The organism is Streptomyces fulvorobeus, assembly GCF_013167895.1.
In the GTDB taxonomy this organism is placed as follows: domain Bacteria; phylum Actinomycetota; class Actinomycetes; order Streptomycetales; family Streptomycetaceae; genus Streptomyces; species Streptomyces fulvorobeus.
In genome coordinates this window covers 4,662,435-4,676,897 of sequence record NZ_BLWC01000001.1, presented here as the reverse complement: position 1 = coordinate 4,676,897, position 14,463 = coordinate 4,662,435, and the positions used below count along the sequence as shown (strand labels likewise).

The window sequence follows — 14,463 nt, the reverse complement described above, 5'->3', positions numbered from 1 at the left end:
GGACGGGACGACTGTAAGGCCAGTCGGCTCCCGCCCGACAGCTGGTGACGGGCCGTCAGCGCTTCACTTGCGGCCCAGCCGCTCCGTGAGGGCTTCGTGGACCCTGGGCGGCAGCAGGTGGGAGACGTCGCCGCCCCAGGTCGCCACTTCCTTGACCAGGGAGGACGACAGGAAGCTGTACGTGGGATTGGTCGGCACGAAGAGGGTCTCGACGCCGGAGAGGCCGTTGTTCATCTGGGCCATCTGGAGCTCGTAGTCGAAGTCGCTCACGGCCCGCAGGCCCTTCACGATCGCCGGGATGTCGCGCTGCTTGCAGAAGTCGACCAGGAGGCCGTGGAAGGACTCGACCTCGACGTTGCCGAAGTCGGCGGTGACCTCGCGGATCAGGTCGATCCGCTCCTCCACCGTGAACAGCCCCTTCTTGGACTGGTTGATCATCACCGCGACGTGTACGACGTCGTACAGCTTCGAGGCTCGGCCAATGATGTCGAGGTGTCCATTGGTGATGGGGTCGAATGACCCCGGACAGACGGCGCGGCGCAACGTGATTCCCTCGCTCTCCGGTCCGGTCATCGTGCGTCTTCGCAACGAGAGGCGGCGCGACCGTACCAAAGCGTTCCCTCGCCGTAGCGACGGGCCCGCAGCGGCTCGAATCCCTCGGGCCAGCCGAACTCTCCGCCTCTGGTGCTCCGCTCCACGGTGACGAGCGCATCGTCGGTGAGCCACCCCTGGGTTCGGAGTGTGACCAGCATCTCGCCGAGAGCGCGGTCCGTGACGGCGTACGGCGGGTCCAGGAACACCACGTCGTAGGGGTCGGCGGGCGCCGGTCCCGACACGACCTGTTCCGCCTTGCCCGCGCGGACCTCGGCGCCCGGCAGTCCGAGCGTACGGACGTTGTCGCGCACGACGCGTACGGCGCGGGCGTCGGCCTCGACGAGCAGGGCGTGGACACCGCCCCGGGAGAGCGCTTCGAGGCCCACGGCACCGGAACCGGCGTACAGGTCCGCGACGCGGACGCCCTCCAGGGTGCCCAGGAGCGCTTCCCAGGTGGAGAAGAGGCCCTCGCGCGCCCGGTCGGACGTGGGGCGGGTGCCGGTACCGGGCGGGACGGCCAGGCGGCGTCCGCCGGCCGAGCCGGCGATCACGCGGGTCATGGGTGTCAGGTCCTAGGGTCGCGGGTGGCACACGGTCCTTACGCGTGCCGTGCCACCCACGATATGGCGTCCGGGCCGGCCGGGCCCCGCTCACCCCTTGTCGAGGTACTCCTCACGCTCCTTGTCGAGCAGGGCGTCCAGGGCCGTACGCAGCTCCGGCAGGTGTTCGAGGCCGGGGTCGGCCGCGACGATCCGGACGGCCTCCTCGCGGGCGGCGGCGATGACCTCCTCGTCGTCGATGACGCTGAGCACCCGCAGGGACGAGCGGACGCCGGACTGGGCCTGGCCGAGGACATCGCCCTCGCGGCGCTGTTCCAGGTCGATCCGGGAGAGCTCGAAGCCGTCGAGGGTGGCGGCGACCGCGGCGAGCCTGGCCCGGGCGGGGCTCGCCTCGTGGGCCTCGCTGACCAGCAGGCAGAGGCCGGGCGCGGAGCCCCGCCCGACCCGGCCGCGCAACTGGTGCAGCTGCGACACCCCGAAGCGGTCGGCGTCCATGATCACCATCGCGGTGGCGTTGGGGACGTTGACGCCGACCTCGATGACGGTCGTGGCGACCAGCACGTCGGCCTGGCCCGCGGAGAAGCGGCGCATCACGTCGTCCTTGTCGTCGGGGGGCATCCGGCCGTGCAGCACCTCGGTCCGCAGTCCCGAGAGCGCGCCCTTGCGCAGCTCGTCCGCGATCTCCAGGACGGCCAGCGGGGGCCGCTTCCCGCCGTCGTCCTCGGGGGCCGGGTCCTTGGTGCCCTTACCGTCCTTCGCGTTCTTCGCGTTCTTCCCCGGGGCCTCGTCGGCGTCGTCACCGATGCGGGGGCAGACGACGTACGCCTGGTGGCCGTTCTCCACCTCCTCGCGGACCCGCTCCCAGGCGCGGCTGAGGAAGTGCGGCTTGTCCTTGGCGGGGACGACATGGCTGGCGATCGGCGAACGGCCCGCAGGCAGCTGGTCCAGTACGGAGGTCTCCAGATCGCCGAAGACCGTCATGGCGACCGTGCGGGGAATGGGGGTGGCGGTCATGACCAGCAGGTGGGGCGGTTGCCTGCCCTTCGAGCGCAGGGCGTCGCGCTGCTCCACCCCGAAGCGGTGCTGCTCGTCCACGACGACGAGACCCAGGTCGTGGAAGCGCACCTTGTCCTCGATCAGCGCATGGGTGCCGATCACGATCCCGGCCTCGCCCGTGACCAGGTCGAGCAGCGCCTGCCGGCGGGCCGGGACGCCCATGGACCCGGTGAGCAGCACGACCTTGGTGCCCAGCTCCGAGCCGCCGAGCAGGCCGCCCTCGGCGAGCTCGCCCATCATCTCGGTGACGGAGCGGTGGTGCTGCTGGGCGAGCACCTCGGTGGGCGCGAGCATGGCGGCCTGCCCGCCCGCGTCGACGACACCGAGCATGGCGCGCAGGGCGACCAGCGTCTTGCCTGAACCGACCTCGCCCTGGAGGAGGCGGTGCATCGGGTGGTCCGTGGCCAGGTCGGCGAAGATCTCGCCTGACACCTTCTCCTGGCCCTCGGTGAGGGTGAAGGGCAGCTTCGCGTCGAAGGCGTCGAGCAGGCCGTCCGGTACGGGCCTGCGGGCGACCGCCGGGGACTGGGTGTCCGCGTAGCGCCGCCGGGCCAGGGCGACCTGGAGGACGAACGCCTCGTCCCACTTGAGCCGGGCCCTGGCATCCTCGATGTCGGCCCTGGTCTGCGGCCGGTGGATCTTGAGCAGCGCCTCGGGCAGCTTCGCGAAGCCGCGCCCCTCGCGCAGGGCGGGCGGCAGCGGGTCGACGGCGTCCTGGGCACTGGGCAGCACCGCGTCGACGGCCTTGGCGATCCGCCAGGAGTCGAGCTGCTTGCAGGCCGGGTAGATCGGCAGCAGCCGGCCGGCGAACGCGTCGACCGCCTCGGTGGCCTCGTCGGTGTCCGCGGCGTCGAGCAGTTGGTACGTGGGGTGCGCCAGCTGCGTTCTGCGGTTGAACACGGAGACCTTGCCCGCGAACATCGCCCGCCGGCCGGGCAGCAGTTCCTTGTGCGGCTTGTGGACACCGTGGCCGAAGAAGACCAGCTGGAGCCGGCCGCTGCCGTCGGTGAGGGTCACTTCGAGGCGCTTGCCCCGGCCGTTGTTGAACACCATGATCCGCGCGTCGGCCACCTGCGCGACGACGGTCACGTGTTCCTCCAGCGGGAGGTCGGACAGCGCCGTGAGCTGACCGCGCTCCTCGTACCGCCGCGGGTAGTGGTGCAGCAGATCACCGACCGTGTGCAGGTCGAGGTGTTCGGCCATCACCTTCGCGGTGGCTCCGCCGAGCAGCTTCTTCAGGGGTTCATCGAACGAGGACACGCGATCCATTGCACACCACGCCACTGACACATCCCCGCAGGGCGCCCTGCCGCGGGGCCGCGCGCGCCTATTCGACGCCGAGGAGCAGGGGCGCCACCTGGCGGCCGCCCCGGTAGACGACCGTGTCCACGGCGGGATATCCCTCGCGTACGTGCTCCGCCAGCGCGTCGGCCAGCGCGTCCGGTACGTCCTGGCCGAGGACGAGTGTGACGAGTTCGCCGCCCGCCGACAGCATCCGGTCCAGGACCGTGCGGGCCGTGGACGGCACGTCGGCTCCGATGACGGCGACGTCCCCGTCGATCAGGCCGAGGATGTCGCCGGCCTGGCAGATGCCCGCCATGGTCCACGACTGCCGCTCGGCCACGGCGAGTTCGGCGTACCGGGTGGCCCCGGCGGCGGCGGTCATGGCCACCACGTCCTCGTCGAAGCCCCGGTCCGGTTCGTGCACGGCGAGGGCGGCGAGGCCCTGGACCGCGGCGCGGGTGGGGATCACGGCGACCCGCACGCCCTCGGTGCGGGCCTGCTCGGCGGCGGCTCCGGCGGTGTGCCGCAGCGTCGCGTCACTGGGGAGGAGGACCACTTCGCGGGCGTGGGCGCGGCGGATCGCGTCGACCAGTTCGCCGCTGGCGGGCGGCTCCCCGGGGCGCGCGAGCACGGTGGTCGCGCCCGCCTCCGTACACAGCTCCGCGAGCCCGTCGCCCGGGACGACGACGACGACCCCGCGCTGGGCGGGCTCGGCCTGGGCGGGGACCCGGTCGGCACCGAAGTGGGTGATGCGGATGCGGTAGGGCCGGCCGGCCTCGACACCGGCCTCGACCGCGGCGCCCGCGTCGTCGACGTGGACGTGGACGTTCCACAGCCCGTCACCGCCCACCACCACGAGTGAGTCCCCGAGTCCGTCCAGCCGGGCCCGCAGCCGGCCGACGGCCTCGTCACCGGCCTCCAGCAGGTAGATCACCTCGAAGGCCGGCCCCTCCGCTCCGGCCGGGGCGCAGTCCTCGGCCGGAGCGGGCAGCCCTTCGGGTACGGCCCACGAGGTGCGCGCCGGAGCCTGCCCCGACACGGCTTCCAGCAGTGCTCCGAGTACGGCCACCAGGCCACGCCCGCCCGCGTCCACGACGCCCGCCCGTCCGAGGACCGCGAGCTGGCCGGGGGTGGCGGCCAGCGCGGTGCGCGCGCTCTCGTACGCCGCTGCCACCACGGCCGTGAGACCGCCGGCCGCGCGTTCCGCGGCCTCGGCCGCCGCGGTGGCCACGGTCAGCACCGTGCCCTCGACGGGGTGGGCGACGGCCTGCCGCGCCGCCGCCGCGGCCCTGGTCAGAGCGGCTCGCAGGTGGTCGGCGTCGCCGCCGTGGGCCAGCACTCCCGCCATGCCCCGCAGCAACTGCGCCAGGATGGTGCCGGAATTGCCGCGGGCGCCGATCAGGGCGCCGTGCGCCATGGCCCGTACGGCATCGGCGCGGCCGGCCACGAGGGAGCCCGTCTCGTGGGCGGCGAACACCGCTTCCACAGCCGCCGCCGCGGACTCCACGGTCAGGTAGAGGTTGGTGCCGGTGTCCCCGTCCGCGACGGGATAGACGTTGATCGCGTCGATCTCCTCGCGCTCCCGGCCCAGGGCCTCCAGCGCCAGTGAGCACCAGGTGCGCACCGCGACGGCGTCCAGATCGTCGGGGGCTGCGGCACCTGGTGGTCCTCCTTGAAGCGGCCGTAGGCGGCGGGTTGCACCGCAGAGTAGCCCCGGGTCCCCGCGCCTGCGGGGACAGGGGCGGGGCGGGCGGCCGGGTCGGACATGGTAGTTTCGTATCTCCGACGCAGCCGTTGTATGCTGCTCCGGTTGCCCGGTGAGAGCCGGGCCATTCCCTCCGGTACCGCCACTTCAGTCAAATGAATCCGGCGCGCCGGAATTCACTGTAAGTGCATCTGAAGTCTTTGGAGTGACCCGTGGCTGCCAACTGCGACGTTTGCGGCAAGGGGCCGAGCTTCGGCAACAGCATTTCGCACTCGCACCGCCGTACGTCCCGTCGCTGGAATCCCAACATCCAGCGCGTGCGTGCCGTGGTCGGGCGGACGCCGAAGCGGCTCAACGTCTGCACCTCGTGCATCAAGGCCGGCAAGGTCGCGCGCTGACGTCTCGTCGTAGCGCAGCCTTACCGGTTGCCCAAAAGGCCGGTCCACCTCGGTGGACCGGCCTTTTGCTGTGCCGTGTCAGTGCGGGGCGCGCGTCCGCGTCAGCCAGCCGTGGTCGACGGGGCCGATGCCGCCGCCGAGCGGGAAGCCCGCCGCGATCGCCCCGGTGACGTACTCCTTCGCGGCCCGGACGGCCGCCGGCACGTCCTGCCCGCGCGCCAGACCGGCCGCGATGGCGGAGGCGAGGGTGCAGCCCGTGCCGTGCGTGTGCCGGTTGTCGTGCCGGGGGGCGCGCAGCCAGTGCTCCTCGGCGCCGTCCGTCAGCAGGTCCACGGCCTCACCCGGCAGATGACCGCCCTTGATCACCACCCAGCGCGGCCCGAAGGCCAGCACGGCGGCGGCGGCCCGGCACATCCCGGCCTCGTCGGTGACGGTGACGCCGGTGAGCTGCGCCACTTCGTCCAGGTTGGGGGTGGCCACGGTGGCGACGGGCAGCAGCTTCACGCGTACGCGGTCCAGCGCCTCGGCGGCCAGCAGGGAATCGCCGTGCTTGGAGACGCCGACCGGGTCGACGACGACGGGCGCGTCCGTCTCCGCGAGGAGCGCGGCGACCGTCTCGACGAGTACGGCCGATGAGAGCATCCCCGTCTTGACCGCGTGCACCCCGATGTCGTCGACGACGCTGCGGTACTGGGCGCGTACGGCTTCCACCGGAAGCTCCCAGACGCCCTGGACCCCGAGGGAGTTCTGCGCGGTCACGGCTGTCAGCACGCTCATGCCGTGCACGCCGAGTGCCAGCATCGTCTTGAGGTCGGCCTGGATGCCCGCACCGCCGCCGGAGTCGGAGCCGGCGACGGTGAGGACACGGGGCGGTACAGCGGTGCGTATGGGCATACGCGGCAATCTACTGGGCGTCCTCGATGTCACCGAAGTGGTCCCAGCCGCCCTTGCTGGTCCAGGGCGCGCCGTCGACCGTGACCTGGGGCAGCGCCGAGGGGTTGAGGACCTCGCCGATCACCTTCCAGCGTGCGGGGAGCTTCACGTCCGGCGGGAAGGTCGCCACGATCGCGTGGTCCTCTCCCCCGGTCAGCACCCACTGCAACGGGTCGACGCCGACTGCCTGGCCGATGTCGTACATCTGCGAGGGGATGTCGATGAGGCCGGAGCGCAGGTCGATGCGGACCTTGCTGGACTCCGCGATGTGCCCGAGGTCCGCCACGAGTCCGTCGCTGACGTCCGTCATGGCGGTGGCGCCGAGACCGGCGGCCGCGGGCCCCGCGTGGTACGGCGGTTCGGGGCGCCGGTGCGCCTCGACGAAGGCGCGCGGTGAGCGGAAGCCGCGGGAGAGCACGGCGAATCCGGCGGCGGACCAGCCGAGCCAGCCGGTCACGGCGACGACGTCCCCGGGCCTGGCCCCGGACCGGGTGACCGGCTCGTGGTTGCGCAGGTCACCGAGGGCGGTGATCGCGATGGTGATGGTGTCACCGCGTACGACGTCCCCGCCGACCACGGCGGCGCCCGCCACCTGGCACTCGTCCCGGATACCGTCCATCAGCTCGCCCGCCCAGGTGACCGGGAGTTCGGCGGGTACCACCAGGCCGAGCAGCAGCGCGGTGGGCACGGCGCCCATGGCCGCGATGTCCGCGAGGTTCTGCGCGGCGGCCTTGCGGCCGACGTCGTACGCGGTCGACCAGTCGCGGCGGAAGTGCCGGCCCTCCAACATGATGTCGCTACTGGCCACGACCCTGCGGTCGGGAGCGGCTACGACCGCGGCGTCGTCGCCGGGTCCCAGCCGCACCGCCGGAGTGGTGGTGAGCCGGGAAGTGAGCTCTCTGATGAGCCCGAACTCCCCCAACTCGCCCACGGTTCCCTTCACCGAGTCTCCCCTCTCATTCATCGCACCGGACACCTGTCCGGGCTGCTTCAGCGGACCGGAGTCCCGGCCGTGGACCACCGGCCGCCGGGGGCCCTCCGCCCCGGAACGTACTGGCATGTCCGTCCCCCTTCCGCACCGGGGCTCGCGGTCGCGTGCGGTCACCGCTGTCGGTACGGTCAAGGAATACGTCAACTTCTGCTGTGCGCACGCCACGCTGTGGGCGCCATCGGGCCCGCGGGTCTCCCGCGGCCCGCGGCGACGCGATACCGTGGCGTCCCTTTCCCCCACATGATCCTCGTGGCGGCCCTGGAGGTTCCGTGGTACAGGCGTACATCCTCATCCAGACAGAGGTGGGCAAGGCGTCGACAGTCGCCGAGTCCATCGCGAAGATCCCGGGAGTCATTCAGGCAGAGGACGTCACAGGCCCCTACGACGTGATCGTGCGCGCACAGGCCGACACCGTCGACGCACTCGGCCGCATGGTGGTGGCCAGGGTCCAGCAGGTGGACGGCATCACGCGGACCCTGACCTGCCCGGTCGTCCACCTCTGACCCCCGTCTAGGCTGGGCCGGTGATGTACACCGGCCGCAGGCTCCCCTCGCTGTTCCTCGCCCCCTCCGCCGCCGTGCTCGTCATGGCCGCGGCGGGCTGCTCCTCCGGCGACGCCCAGCCATCGGTCACCGTTCCCACACCGTCTTCGGAGGCCGCCGCGTACTGCGAGGCGCTGCACGGGGAACTGCCGAAGAGCGTCGCCGGAATGGACCGGAGCGATCCCGAGCCGGAGTCCGGCCTCACGGCCGGATGGGGGGACGGGGCGATCGTACTGCGCTGCGGCGTCCCCCGGCCGGCGAAGATGGAGGACGCCCAGTCTGAGGGGATCGACGCGGACGGCGTCCGATGGCTGCTGGAGCAGCGGGAGGGCGCCGGTCCGCGGTTCACGACCGTGTACCGCAAGGCGTATGTGGAGGTGACGCTCCCCGGGGAGTTCGCCCACGACATCACGCCGCTCGCCGAGTTCGCCGCGTCCGTCCGCAAGACGGTCCCCGAGAGCCTGTAGGCCACGGGGGTCTTCGGACGGCCGCGGCGGAACGTCAGCGCAGACCGGTGGGCCTGTCCAGCGCGGCCTGGATGAGCCGGCCCACCAGTTCCTGGTAGTCCACACCGCTCTCCTGCCACATCCGCGGGTACATGGAGATCGGCGTGAAGCCCGGCATGGTGTTGATCTCGTTGATGACGAAGCCGCCCTCGTCGGTGAGGAAGAAGTCGGCGCGCACGAGGCCCTCGCAGGAGGTGGCCTCGAAGGCGGCGACCGCGAGCCGCTGGACCTCGGCGGTCTGCTCCTCGGTGAGGGGCGCGGGCACGAGCCCGGCCGCCGAGTCGATGTACTTGGCCTCGAAGTCGTAGAAGTCGTGCGCGGTGACCGGGGGGATCTCGGCGGGCACGCTGGCGCGGGGGCCGTCCTCGAACTCCAGCACACCGCACTCGATCTCGCGGCCCCGCAGCAGCGACTCCACGAGGAACTTGGGGTCGTGGCGGCGGGCCTCCTCGATCGCCTCGTCGAGGCCCGAGACGTCGTCGACCTTGGTGATGCCCATCGAGGAGCCGCCGCGGGCGGGCTTGACGAAGATCGGGAAGCCGTGCTCGGCGGCGAAGTCCACGATGCGCTTGCGTGCGGTGGGACGGTCGTTGTCCCACTCGCGGGGGCGCACCACCTCGTACGGGCCGACGGGCAGCCCGAAGGAGGTGAACACCCGCTTCATGTACTCCTTGTCCTGACCGACCGCGGAGGCCAGGACTCCGGCGCCCACGTAGGGCACGCCGGAGAGTTCCAGGAGCCCCTGGAGCGTGCCGTCCTCACCGTAGGGGCCGTGCAGCACCGGGAAGACGACGTCGACCTCACCGAGCGCCTTGGGGACCGCACCCGGTTCGGTGTACACGACCTCGCGGCTGCCGGGGTCGACGGAGAGCACGACACCGCCTTCGGCGGACTCCGCGAGCTGGGTGACGTTCGGGACCTTGCGGTCCGCGATGGCCATGCGGGCGGGGTCGTCGGCGGTGAGCGCCCAGCGGCCGTCCGTGGTGATGCCGATCGGCAGGACGTCGTACGCGGTCCGGTCGATGGCGTTCAGTACGGCACCGGCCGTGACGACCGAGATGCCGTGTTCGGAGCTTCGGCCGCCGAACACGACGGCCACCCGCGGCTTACGGCCCTGCACAGGGCTCTCGGGGCTCTCAGGGCTCTGGGGGAGGTTCTCGCTGCTCATATCGCGACGAGCGTACCCTGCGGCCTGCGGACCGAGGAGTGCAGGCACGGGGCGTGCCGGGCACGTGGCGAGGGGGTCAGTGCCGCTCGGGCTTGGCGCTGCGCGCCATCAGCTCCTTGAGCGCGACGACCGGCGGTTTGCCCTCGTGGACGATCCCGACGACCGTTTCGGTGAGGGGCATGTCGACCCCGTGCCGGCGTGCCAGATCGAGCACCGACTCGCAGGACTTGACGCCCTCGGCGGTCTGCCTGGTGGCGGCGATCGCCTCCTGGAGCGTCATCCCGCGGCCGAGGTTGGTGCCGAAGGTGTGGTTGCGCGAGAGCGGGGAGGAGCAGGTCGCCACCAGGTCGCCGAGGCCGGCGAGGCCGGAGAAGGTGAGCGGGTCGGCTCCCATGGCCAGGCCCAGACGGGTGGTCTCGGCGAGGCCGCGTGTGATGAGGGAGCCCTTGGCGTTGTCACCGAGGCCCATGCCGTCCGCGATGCCGACGGCGAGGCCGATGACGTTCTTGACGGCACCGCCGAGCTCGCAGCCGACCATGTCGGTGTTGGTGTACGGGCGGAAGTACGGGGTGTGGCAGGCGGCCTGGAGGCGCTGGGCCACGGACTCGTCCTGGCAGGCGACGACGGCCGCGGCGGGGCGGCGCTCGGCGATCTCCTTGGCGAGGTTGGGGCCGGTGACGACGGCGATGCGGTCCGCGGTGACCCCCGTGACGTCGGCGATGACCTCGCTCATCCGCTTGGCGGTGCCGAGTTCGACGCCCTTCATCAGCGAGACGAGCACCGTGCCGGGTCCGATGTGCGGGGCCCAGGCGGCGAGGTTGGCGCGCAGGGTCTGCGAGGGCACGACGAGGACGGCGAAGTCGGCGCCGCGCAGGGCTTCGGCGGGGTCGGTGGTGGCCCGCACCGAGGCGGGGAGTTCGATTCCCGGCAGGTAGTCGGGGTTGCTGCGGGTCGTGTTGATGGCGTCGGTGACCTCCGCGCGACGGCCCCAGAGGGTGACGTCGCAGCCCGCGTCGGCGAGGACCATGGCGAAGGCCGTACCCCATGAGCCGGTTCCGAAGACGGCTGCCCTGGCGGGGTGCGTCACGTGGTTCCCTTTCCCTCTGCCCTGCGCCGTTGCTCGGCGCGGGCCTTGCGGTGATCGTAGAGCTCGGCCGGTGCCTTCTCGCCCCGCACGGTCTCCAGCTGGGCGGTGATCGCGGCCATGATGGCCTCGGTCGCCTCGCGCAGGACCTCGGGGGTGGGCTCCAGGCCGTAGAACCGGTGGAGGTCCACCGGCGGACCGGCGTACACCTGGAGGGTCTTGCGGGGGAAGAAGCTGAACCTGTGCCGCGTGGCGTACGGCGGCATCGCGAGGTTGGCGCCCCACTGGGCCACGGGGATGACGGGCGCCCGGGTCAGCAGGGCGACCCTGGCGGCGCCGGTCTTGCCCGCCATCGGCCACATGCCGGGGTCACGGGTGAGCGTGCCCTCGGGGTAGAAGGCGACGCATTCGCCCCGCTCGATCGCGTCGACGGCGGCGCGGAAGGCGTCCAGCGCGTCGGTCGTCTCGCGGTAGACCGGAATCTGTCCCGTTCCGCGCAGCATCATGCCCACGAAAGGAGTGCTGAACAGCCCCGCCTTCGCCAGCAGCCGCGGCACCCGGCCGGTGTTGTACTGGAAATGTCCGTACGAAAGCGGGTCCAGGTAGGAATTGTGGTTGACCGCGGTGATGAATCCGCCCTCGGCCGGAATGTGTTCCATTCCCCGCCAGTCGCGCTTGAACAGGACCACCAGTGGCGGCTTTGCGATGACCGCCGCCAGGCGGTACCAGAAGCCGATTCTGCGGCGGGACACTCGGACACCTTCCTCTAGGACCTGACCTGCTGCCTGGCTGTTGACGGCCAAGTCGCGCCCCAGGTCCCTGCTCTGTCGGGAACACCGTACGCCCCGCCCTGCCGACCGGACCTCCGGGTTGTCACACCGGCAGGCGAGAATGAGCGGCGATGTGTACGGAGGGGGAGATGGCCACGAACACCGACCTGACAGGGCCCTGGTCCCTGGTCGTCCCGCTGAAACCGCTCGCGCGCGCCAAGAGCAGGCTGGGGCGGACGGCCGGGGAGGCGCTCAGACCTCGCCTCGCCCTGGCGTTCGCCCAGGACACGGTGGCCGCGGCGCTGGCCTGCCCGGCGGTGCGGGATGTGTTGGTCGTCACGGACGATCCGCTGGCCGGGGAGGAGCTCTCGGCGCTGGGGGCGGACATCGTCCCGGACTCGCCGGCGGCCGGACTCAACGCGGCGCTGGTCCACGGGGCGCGTGCGGTGCGTGCGCGGCGGGCCGGTGCGGCGGTGGCCGCGCTCAACGCGGATCTTCCCGCGCTCCGCCCCGAGGAACTGGCTCGCGTACTCGATTTCTCCAGCGCTTTTCCCCGTGCGTTCGTCACGGATGCGGCGGGAATCGGTACGACATTTCTGTCGGCCTCGCCAGGTGCGGAATTGCGCCCGGCTTTCGGCGGGCCTTCGCGGGCCCGGCACCTGGCTTCGGGCGCCGCGGAGATAACGCTGCCGGGGCTCGACTCGGTCCGCCGGGACGTGGACACCGGTGAGGATCTGCGGGTGGCGCTGGCCCTGGGCGTCGGCCCGCACACCGCGGGGCTGTGCGCTTCGGCCGGCCGTGTGGGAGACCGATAGGCTGCCGCTCATGCAGGCGACCGCGTACACGTACGACTCCGAGACCCGCACCGGCAGTGTGCTTCTCGACGACGGCACCCCGATGGAGTTCGACGCCCCGGCCTTCGACGCCGGCGGGCTGCGGCTGCTGCGTCCGGGGCAGCGGGTGCGGATCGAGGTGAGCGGTGAGGGAGTCCCGCCGCGGATCAGCCTGGTGACGCTCCAGACGTTCTGATCCGTACGCGAAGCCCGCGGGCCGGGCTCCCCAGGGGGAGCCCGGCCCGGCGCGTGTGGAGGAACGGGTGCTGCCCGTTCTCACTTCTTGCGTGCAGTGGCCTTCTTGGCCGTGGTGGTGCGCGCCGTGGTCTTCTTCGCGGGCGCCTTCTTCGCCGTGGTCTTCTTGGCGGGCGCGGTCTTGCTGGCGACGGCGGCCTTCTTCGCCGGAGTCGCCTTCTTCGCCGGAGCGGCGGCCTGCTTGGCGGGCGTGGCCTTCTTGGCGGTCGCGGTGGCGGTGGTCTTCTTCGCCGCCGACGTGGCCTTCTTGACGGTGGCCGTGGTCTTCTTCGCCGCCGGCACGGCCTTCTTCGCGCTCGCCGTGGCCTTCTTGGTCGCCACGGCCTTCTTGGCGGTGGCCTTCTTGGCCGCGGCCTTCGCCGTCGTACGGGTGGAAGATCCGCCCGAGAGGCTGCCCTTGGGCGCCTTCTTCACCGCCACGTCGTTCTTGGGGAGCTTCTTCGAGCCGCTCACCAGGTCCTTGAAGCCCTGCCCCGCACGGAAACGGGGCACGGACGTCTTCTTGACCCGCACGCGCTCACCCGTCTGCGGGTTGCGGGCGTAGCGGGCGGGGCGGTCGACCTTCTCGAACGAGCCGAAGCCGGTGACCGAGACACGGTCCCCGGCGACGACCGCACGGACGATCGCGTCGAGTACCGCGTCTACGGCGTCTGCGGCCTGCTGGCGGCCGCCGACCTTGTCGGCAATCGCTTCTACGAGCTGCGCCTTGTTCACGTCTTCCCCTTCGGAGACATTGCCAGAACGAAAGTGTTCAAGCTTTTTCGCACGTTAGGCAGATATATACCGCAAATCAAACACGAAACGGGCTAATCACCCTAGTGCCGCAACGAAGTCGACCACTGCGCAGTTCCGCAGAGTCAGTCACCTTCGGGGAATCGGCCCTCATCGAGGTCCTTCATCAACCGGTCCAGACGCCGTGCCGCATCCGGGAGATCGTGTTTCGCCGCGGCCGTGATGACCAGCAGCTTCCGGGAGAGCGCCATCCGTACGCCCTCCGGGACTTGCAGTGCGCGCACCACTGAGTGCGCTTCCTTCAATCGGTCGGCGACTTGGCCATAGAGCTTGAGTTGGCTGTCGCGTTCCATGCACCGATTGTGCCATCTGGGGCGAGTTGTCGCCCGACGGGGTCTCAACAAGCGACTGCGCCCCCTGCCCGAAGGCAGGGGGCGCGGTCCTGGAAAAGCGCTGCTCAGACCTGAATCGTACGCGGCTTGTGCGACGGCCTCGCCGCTTCGTACGTCGCGATGTCCGCTTCGTTCTGAAGGGTGAGGCTGATGTCGTCGAGGCCGTTCATGAGCCGCCAGCGGGCGTTCTCGTCGAGCTCGAAGTCGGCCGTGATGCCCTCGGCGAGAACCTGTCGCTTCGCCAGGTCCACGGTGATCTCGGCGGTCGGGTCGGCCTCCGTCAGCTCCCACAGCGTGTCCACGACCCTCTGGTCGAGCACCACGGTCAGCAGGCCGTTCTTCAGCGAGTTGCCGCGGAAGATGTCGGCGAACCGGGAGGAGATGACCGTCTTGAAGCCGAAGTTCTGCAGCGCCCAGACGGCGTGCTCGCGCGAGGAGCCGGTACCGAAGTCCGGACCCGCCACCAGGACCGAGGCGCCCGCCCGCTCGGGACGGTTGAGGACGAAGTCCGCGTCCTTGCGCCACGCCTCGAAGAGGCCGTCCTCGAAGCCGTCCCTGGTGACCTTCTTCAGCCAGTGGGCGGGGATGATCTGGTCGGTGTCGACGTTGCTGCGGCGCAGCGGGACGGCCCGGCCGGTGTGTGCGGTGAATGCTTCCATG

Annotated in this window: 17 protein-coding genes; 5 read left to right on the top strand and 12 right to left on the bottom strand. The window is 71.3% G+C overall.

The window, feature by feature from the left end:
* Positions 1-63: 63 nt before the first annotated feature.
* The 4 genes from coaD to Sfulv_RS21085 form a co-directional block, all read right to left on the bottom strand.
* Positions 64-543, bottom strand: coding sequence for a pantetheine-phosphate adenylyltransferase (gene coaD, locus Sfulv_RS21100; RefSeq protein WP_179764444.1), 480 nt, complete (start codon positions 541-543; stop codon positions 64-66).
* A gap of 26 nt (positions 544-569) precedes the next feature.
* Positions 570-1,154, bottom strand: coding sequence for a 16S rRNA (guanine(966)-N(2))-methyltransferase RsmD (rsmD, locus tag Sfulv_RS21095; protein ID WP_173316130.1), 585 nt, complete (start codon positions 1,152-1,154; stop codon positions 570-572).
* 90 nt (positions 1,155-1,244) lie between these two features.
* Positions 1,245-3,479, bottom strand: coding sequence for an ATP-dependent DNA helicase RecG (gene recG, locus Sfulv_RS21090; protein WP_173316129.1), 2,235 nt, complete (start codon positions 3,477-3,479; stop codon positions 1,245-1,247).
* Between the two features lie 58 nt (positions 3,480-3,537).
* Positions 3,538-5,118, bottom strand: coding sequence for a DAK2 domain-containing protein (locus Sfulv_RS21085; RefSeq protein WP_256669041.1), 1,581 nt, complete (start codon positions 5,116-5,118; stop codon positions 3,538-3,540).
* A 293-nt stretch (positions 5,119-5,411) separates the two neighbouring features.
* Here Sfulv_RS21085 and rpmB point away from each other — a divergent pair, with 293 nt between their 5' ends.
* On the top strand, positions 5,412-5,597 hold the full coding sequence (gene rpmB / locus Sfulv_RS21080) for a 50S ribosomal protein L28 (protein WP_003965989.1): 186 nt from the start codon (positions 5,412-5,414) through the stop codon (positions 5,595-5,597).
* A 78-nt stretch (positions 5,598-5,675) separates the two neighbouring features.
* Here the strand turns inward: rpmB and thiD are convergent, their stop codons facing one another.
* Both thiD and Sfulv_RS21070 read right to left on the bottom strand, forming a co-directional pair.
* Entirely contained in the window at positions 5,676-6,491 is an 816-nt protein-coding gene (gene thiD, locus Sfulv_RS21075) for a bifunctional hydroxymethylpyrimidine kinase/phosphomethylpyrimidine kinase (protein WP_173316128.1), read from the bottom strand.
* 10 nt (positions 6,492-6,501) lie between these two features.
* A complete protein-coding gene (locus Sfulv_RS21070) occupies positions 6,502-7,473 on the bottom strand; it encodes a thiamine-phosphate kinase (RefSeq protein WP_173318076.1) in 972 nt (323 codons plus the stop codon).
* 317 nt (positions 7,474-7,790) lie between these two features.
* On the opposite strand from Sfulv_RS21070, the gene Sfulv_RS21065 reads away from it, so the two are divergent.
* Both Sfulv_RS21065 and Sfulv_RS21060 read left to right on the top strand, forming a co-directional pair.
* Positions 7,791-8,024, top strand: coding sequence for an Lrp/AsnC family transcriptional regulator (locus Sfulv_RS21065; protein ID WP_173316127.1), 234 nt, complete (start codon positions 7,791-7,793; stop codon positions 8,022-8,024).
* Between the two features lie 23 nt (positions 8,025-8,047).
* Positions 8,048-8,530, top strand: a complete 483-nt coding sequence (locus Sfulv_RS21060) for a DUF3515 domain-containing protein (protein ID WP_173318074.1) — start codon at positions 8,048-8,050, stop codon at positions 8,528-8,530.
* Positions 8,531-8,564: 34 nt separating this feature from the next.
* Here Sfulv_RS21060 and Sfulv_RS21055 read toward each other — a convergent pair whose 3' ends face one another.
* The 3 genes from Sfulv_RS21055 to Sfulv_RS21045 form a co-directional block, all read right to left on the bottom strand.
* Positions 8,565-9,737, bottom strand: a complete 1,173-nt coding sequence (locus Sfulv_RS21055) for a D-alanine--D-alanine ligase family protein (RefSeq protein ID WP_173316126.1) — start codon at positions 9,735-9,737, stop codon at positions 8,565-8,567.
* 76 nt (positions 9,738-9,813) lie between these two features.
* Positions 9,814-10,824 carry an NAD(P)H-dependent glycerol-3-phosphate dehydrogenase gene (locus Sfulv_RS21050; protein WP_173316125.1) on the bottom strand — a complete coding sequence of 337 codons (1,011 nt, stop codon included), beginning with the start codon at positions 10,822-10,824 and terminating at the stop codon, positions 9,814-9,816.
* Positions 10,821-11,573, bottom strand: coding sequence for a lysophospholipid acyltransferase family protein (locus Sfulv_RS21045; RefSeq protein ID WP_173316124.1), 753 nt, complete (start codon positions 11,571-11,573; stop codon positions 10,821-10,823). Before Sfulv_RS21045 ends, Sfulv_RS21050 begins: the two co-directional genes overlap by 4 nt.
* A 149-nt stretch (positions 11,574-11,722) precedes the next feature.
* Between Sfulv_RS21045 and cofC the strand changes: the two genes are divergently transcribed.
* Entirely contained in the window at positions 11,723-12,406 is a 684-nt protein-coding gene (gene cofC, locus Sfulv_RS21040; RefSeq protein WP_173316123.1) for a 2-phospho-L-lactate guanylyltransferase, read from the top strand.
* A gap of 10 nt (positions 12,407-12,416) precedes the next feature.
* Complete coding sequence (locus Sfulv_RS21035) at positions 12,417-12,620, top strand: hypothetical protein (protein WP_173316122.1); 204 nt, start codon at positions 12,417-12,419, stop codon at positions 12,618-12,620.
* 80 nt (positions 12,621-12,700) lie between these two features.
* On the opposite strand, the gene Sfulv_RS21030 is transcribed toward Sfulv_RS21035, so the two are convergent.
* The 3 genes from Sfulv_RS21030 to leuD form a co-directional block, all read right to left on the bottom strand.
* The gene (locus Sfulv_RS21030) at positions 12,701-13,393 is read right to left on the bottom strand and encodes an HU family DNA-binding protein (protein ID WP_173316121.1); all 693 of its coding nucleotides are present in this window, start codon (positions 13,391-13,393) and stop codon (positions 12,701-12,703) included.
* A 143-nt stretch (positions 13,394-13,536) separates the two neighbouring features.
* Positions 13,537-13,764: an SCO5555 family protein gene (locus Sfulv_RS21025; protein ID WP_173316120.1), complete on the bottom strand. Its 228-nt coding sequence runs from the start codon at positions 13,762-13,764 to the stop codon at positions 13,537-13,539.
* A 104-nt stretch (positions 13,765-13,868) separates the two neighbouring features.
* The gene (gene leuD / locus Sfulv_RS21020) at positions 13,869-14,462 is read right to left on the bottom strand and encodes a 3-isopropylmalate dehydratase small subunit (RefSeq protein WP_173316119.1); all 594 of its coding nucleotides are present in this window, start codon (positions 14,460-14,462) and stop codon (positions 13,869-13,871) included.
* Position 14,463: the final 1 nt, after the last annotated feature.

Excerpts from the sequence above, each read along its gene's own strand:
- rsmD (WP_173316130.1), bottom strand. The coding sequence starts at position 1,154 with ATGACCCGCGTGATCGCCGGCTCGGCCGGCGGACGCCGCCTGGCCGTC.
- recG (WP_173316129.1), bottom strand. The coding sequence starts at position 3,479 with ATGGATCGCGTGTCCTCGTTCGATGAACCCCTGAAGAAGCTGCTCGGC.
- thiD (WP_173316128.1), bottom strand. The coding sequence starts at position 6,491 with ATGCCCATACGCACCGCTGTACCGCCCCGTGTCCTCACCGTCGCCGGC.
- Sfulv_RS21060 (WP_173318074.1), top strand. The coding sequence starts at position 8,048 with ATGTACACCGGCCGCAGGCTCCCCTCGCTGTTCCTCGCCCCCTCCGCC.
- Sfulv_RS21055 (WP_173316126.1), bottom strand. The coding sequence starts at position 9,737 with ATGAGCAGCGAGAACCTCCCCCAGAGCCCTGAGAGCCCCGAGAGCCCT.
- cofC (WP_173316123.1), top strand. The coding sequence starts at position 11,723 with ATGTGTACGGAGGGGGAGATGGCCACGAACACCGACCTGACAGGGCCC.
- Sfulv_RS21035 (WP_173316122.1), top strand. The coding sequence starts at position 12,417 with ATGCAGGCGACCGCGTACACGTACGACTCCGAGACCCGCACCGGCAGT.
- Sfulv_RS21025 (WP_173316120.1), bottom strand. The coding sequence starts at position 13,764 with ATGGAACGCGACAGCCAACTCAAGCTCTATGGCCAAGTCGCCGACCGA.
- leuD (WP_173316119.1), bottom strand. The coding sequence starts at position 14,462 with ATGGAAGCATTCACCGCACACACCGGCCGGGCCGTCCCGCTGCGCCGC.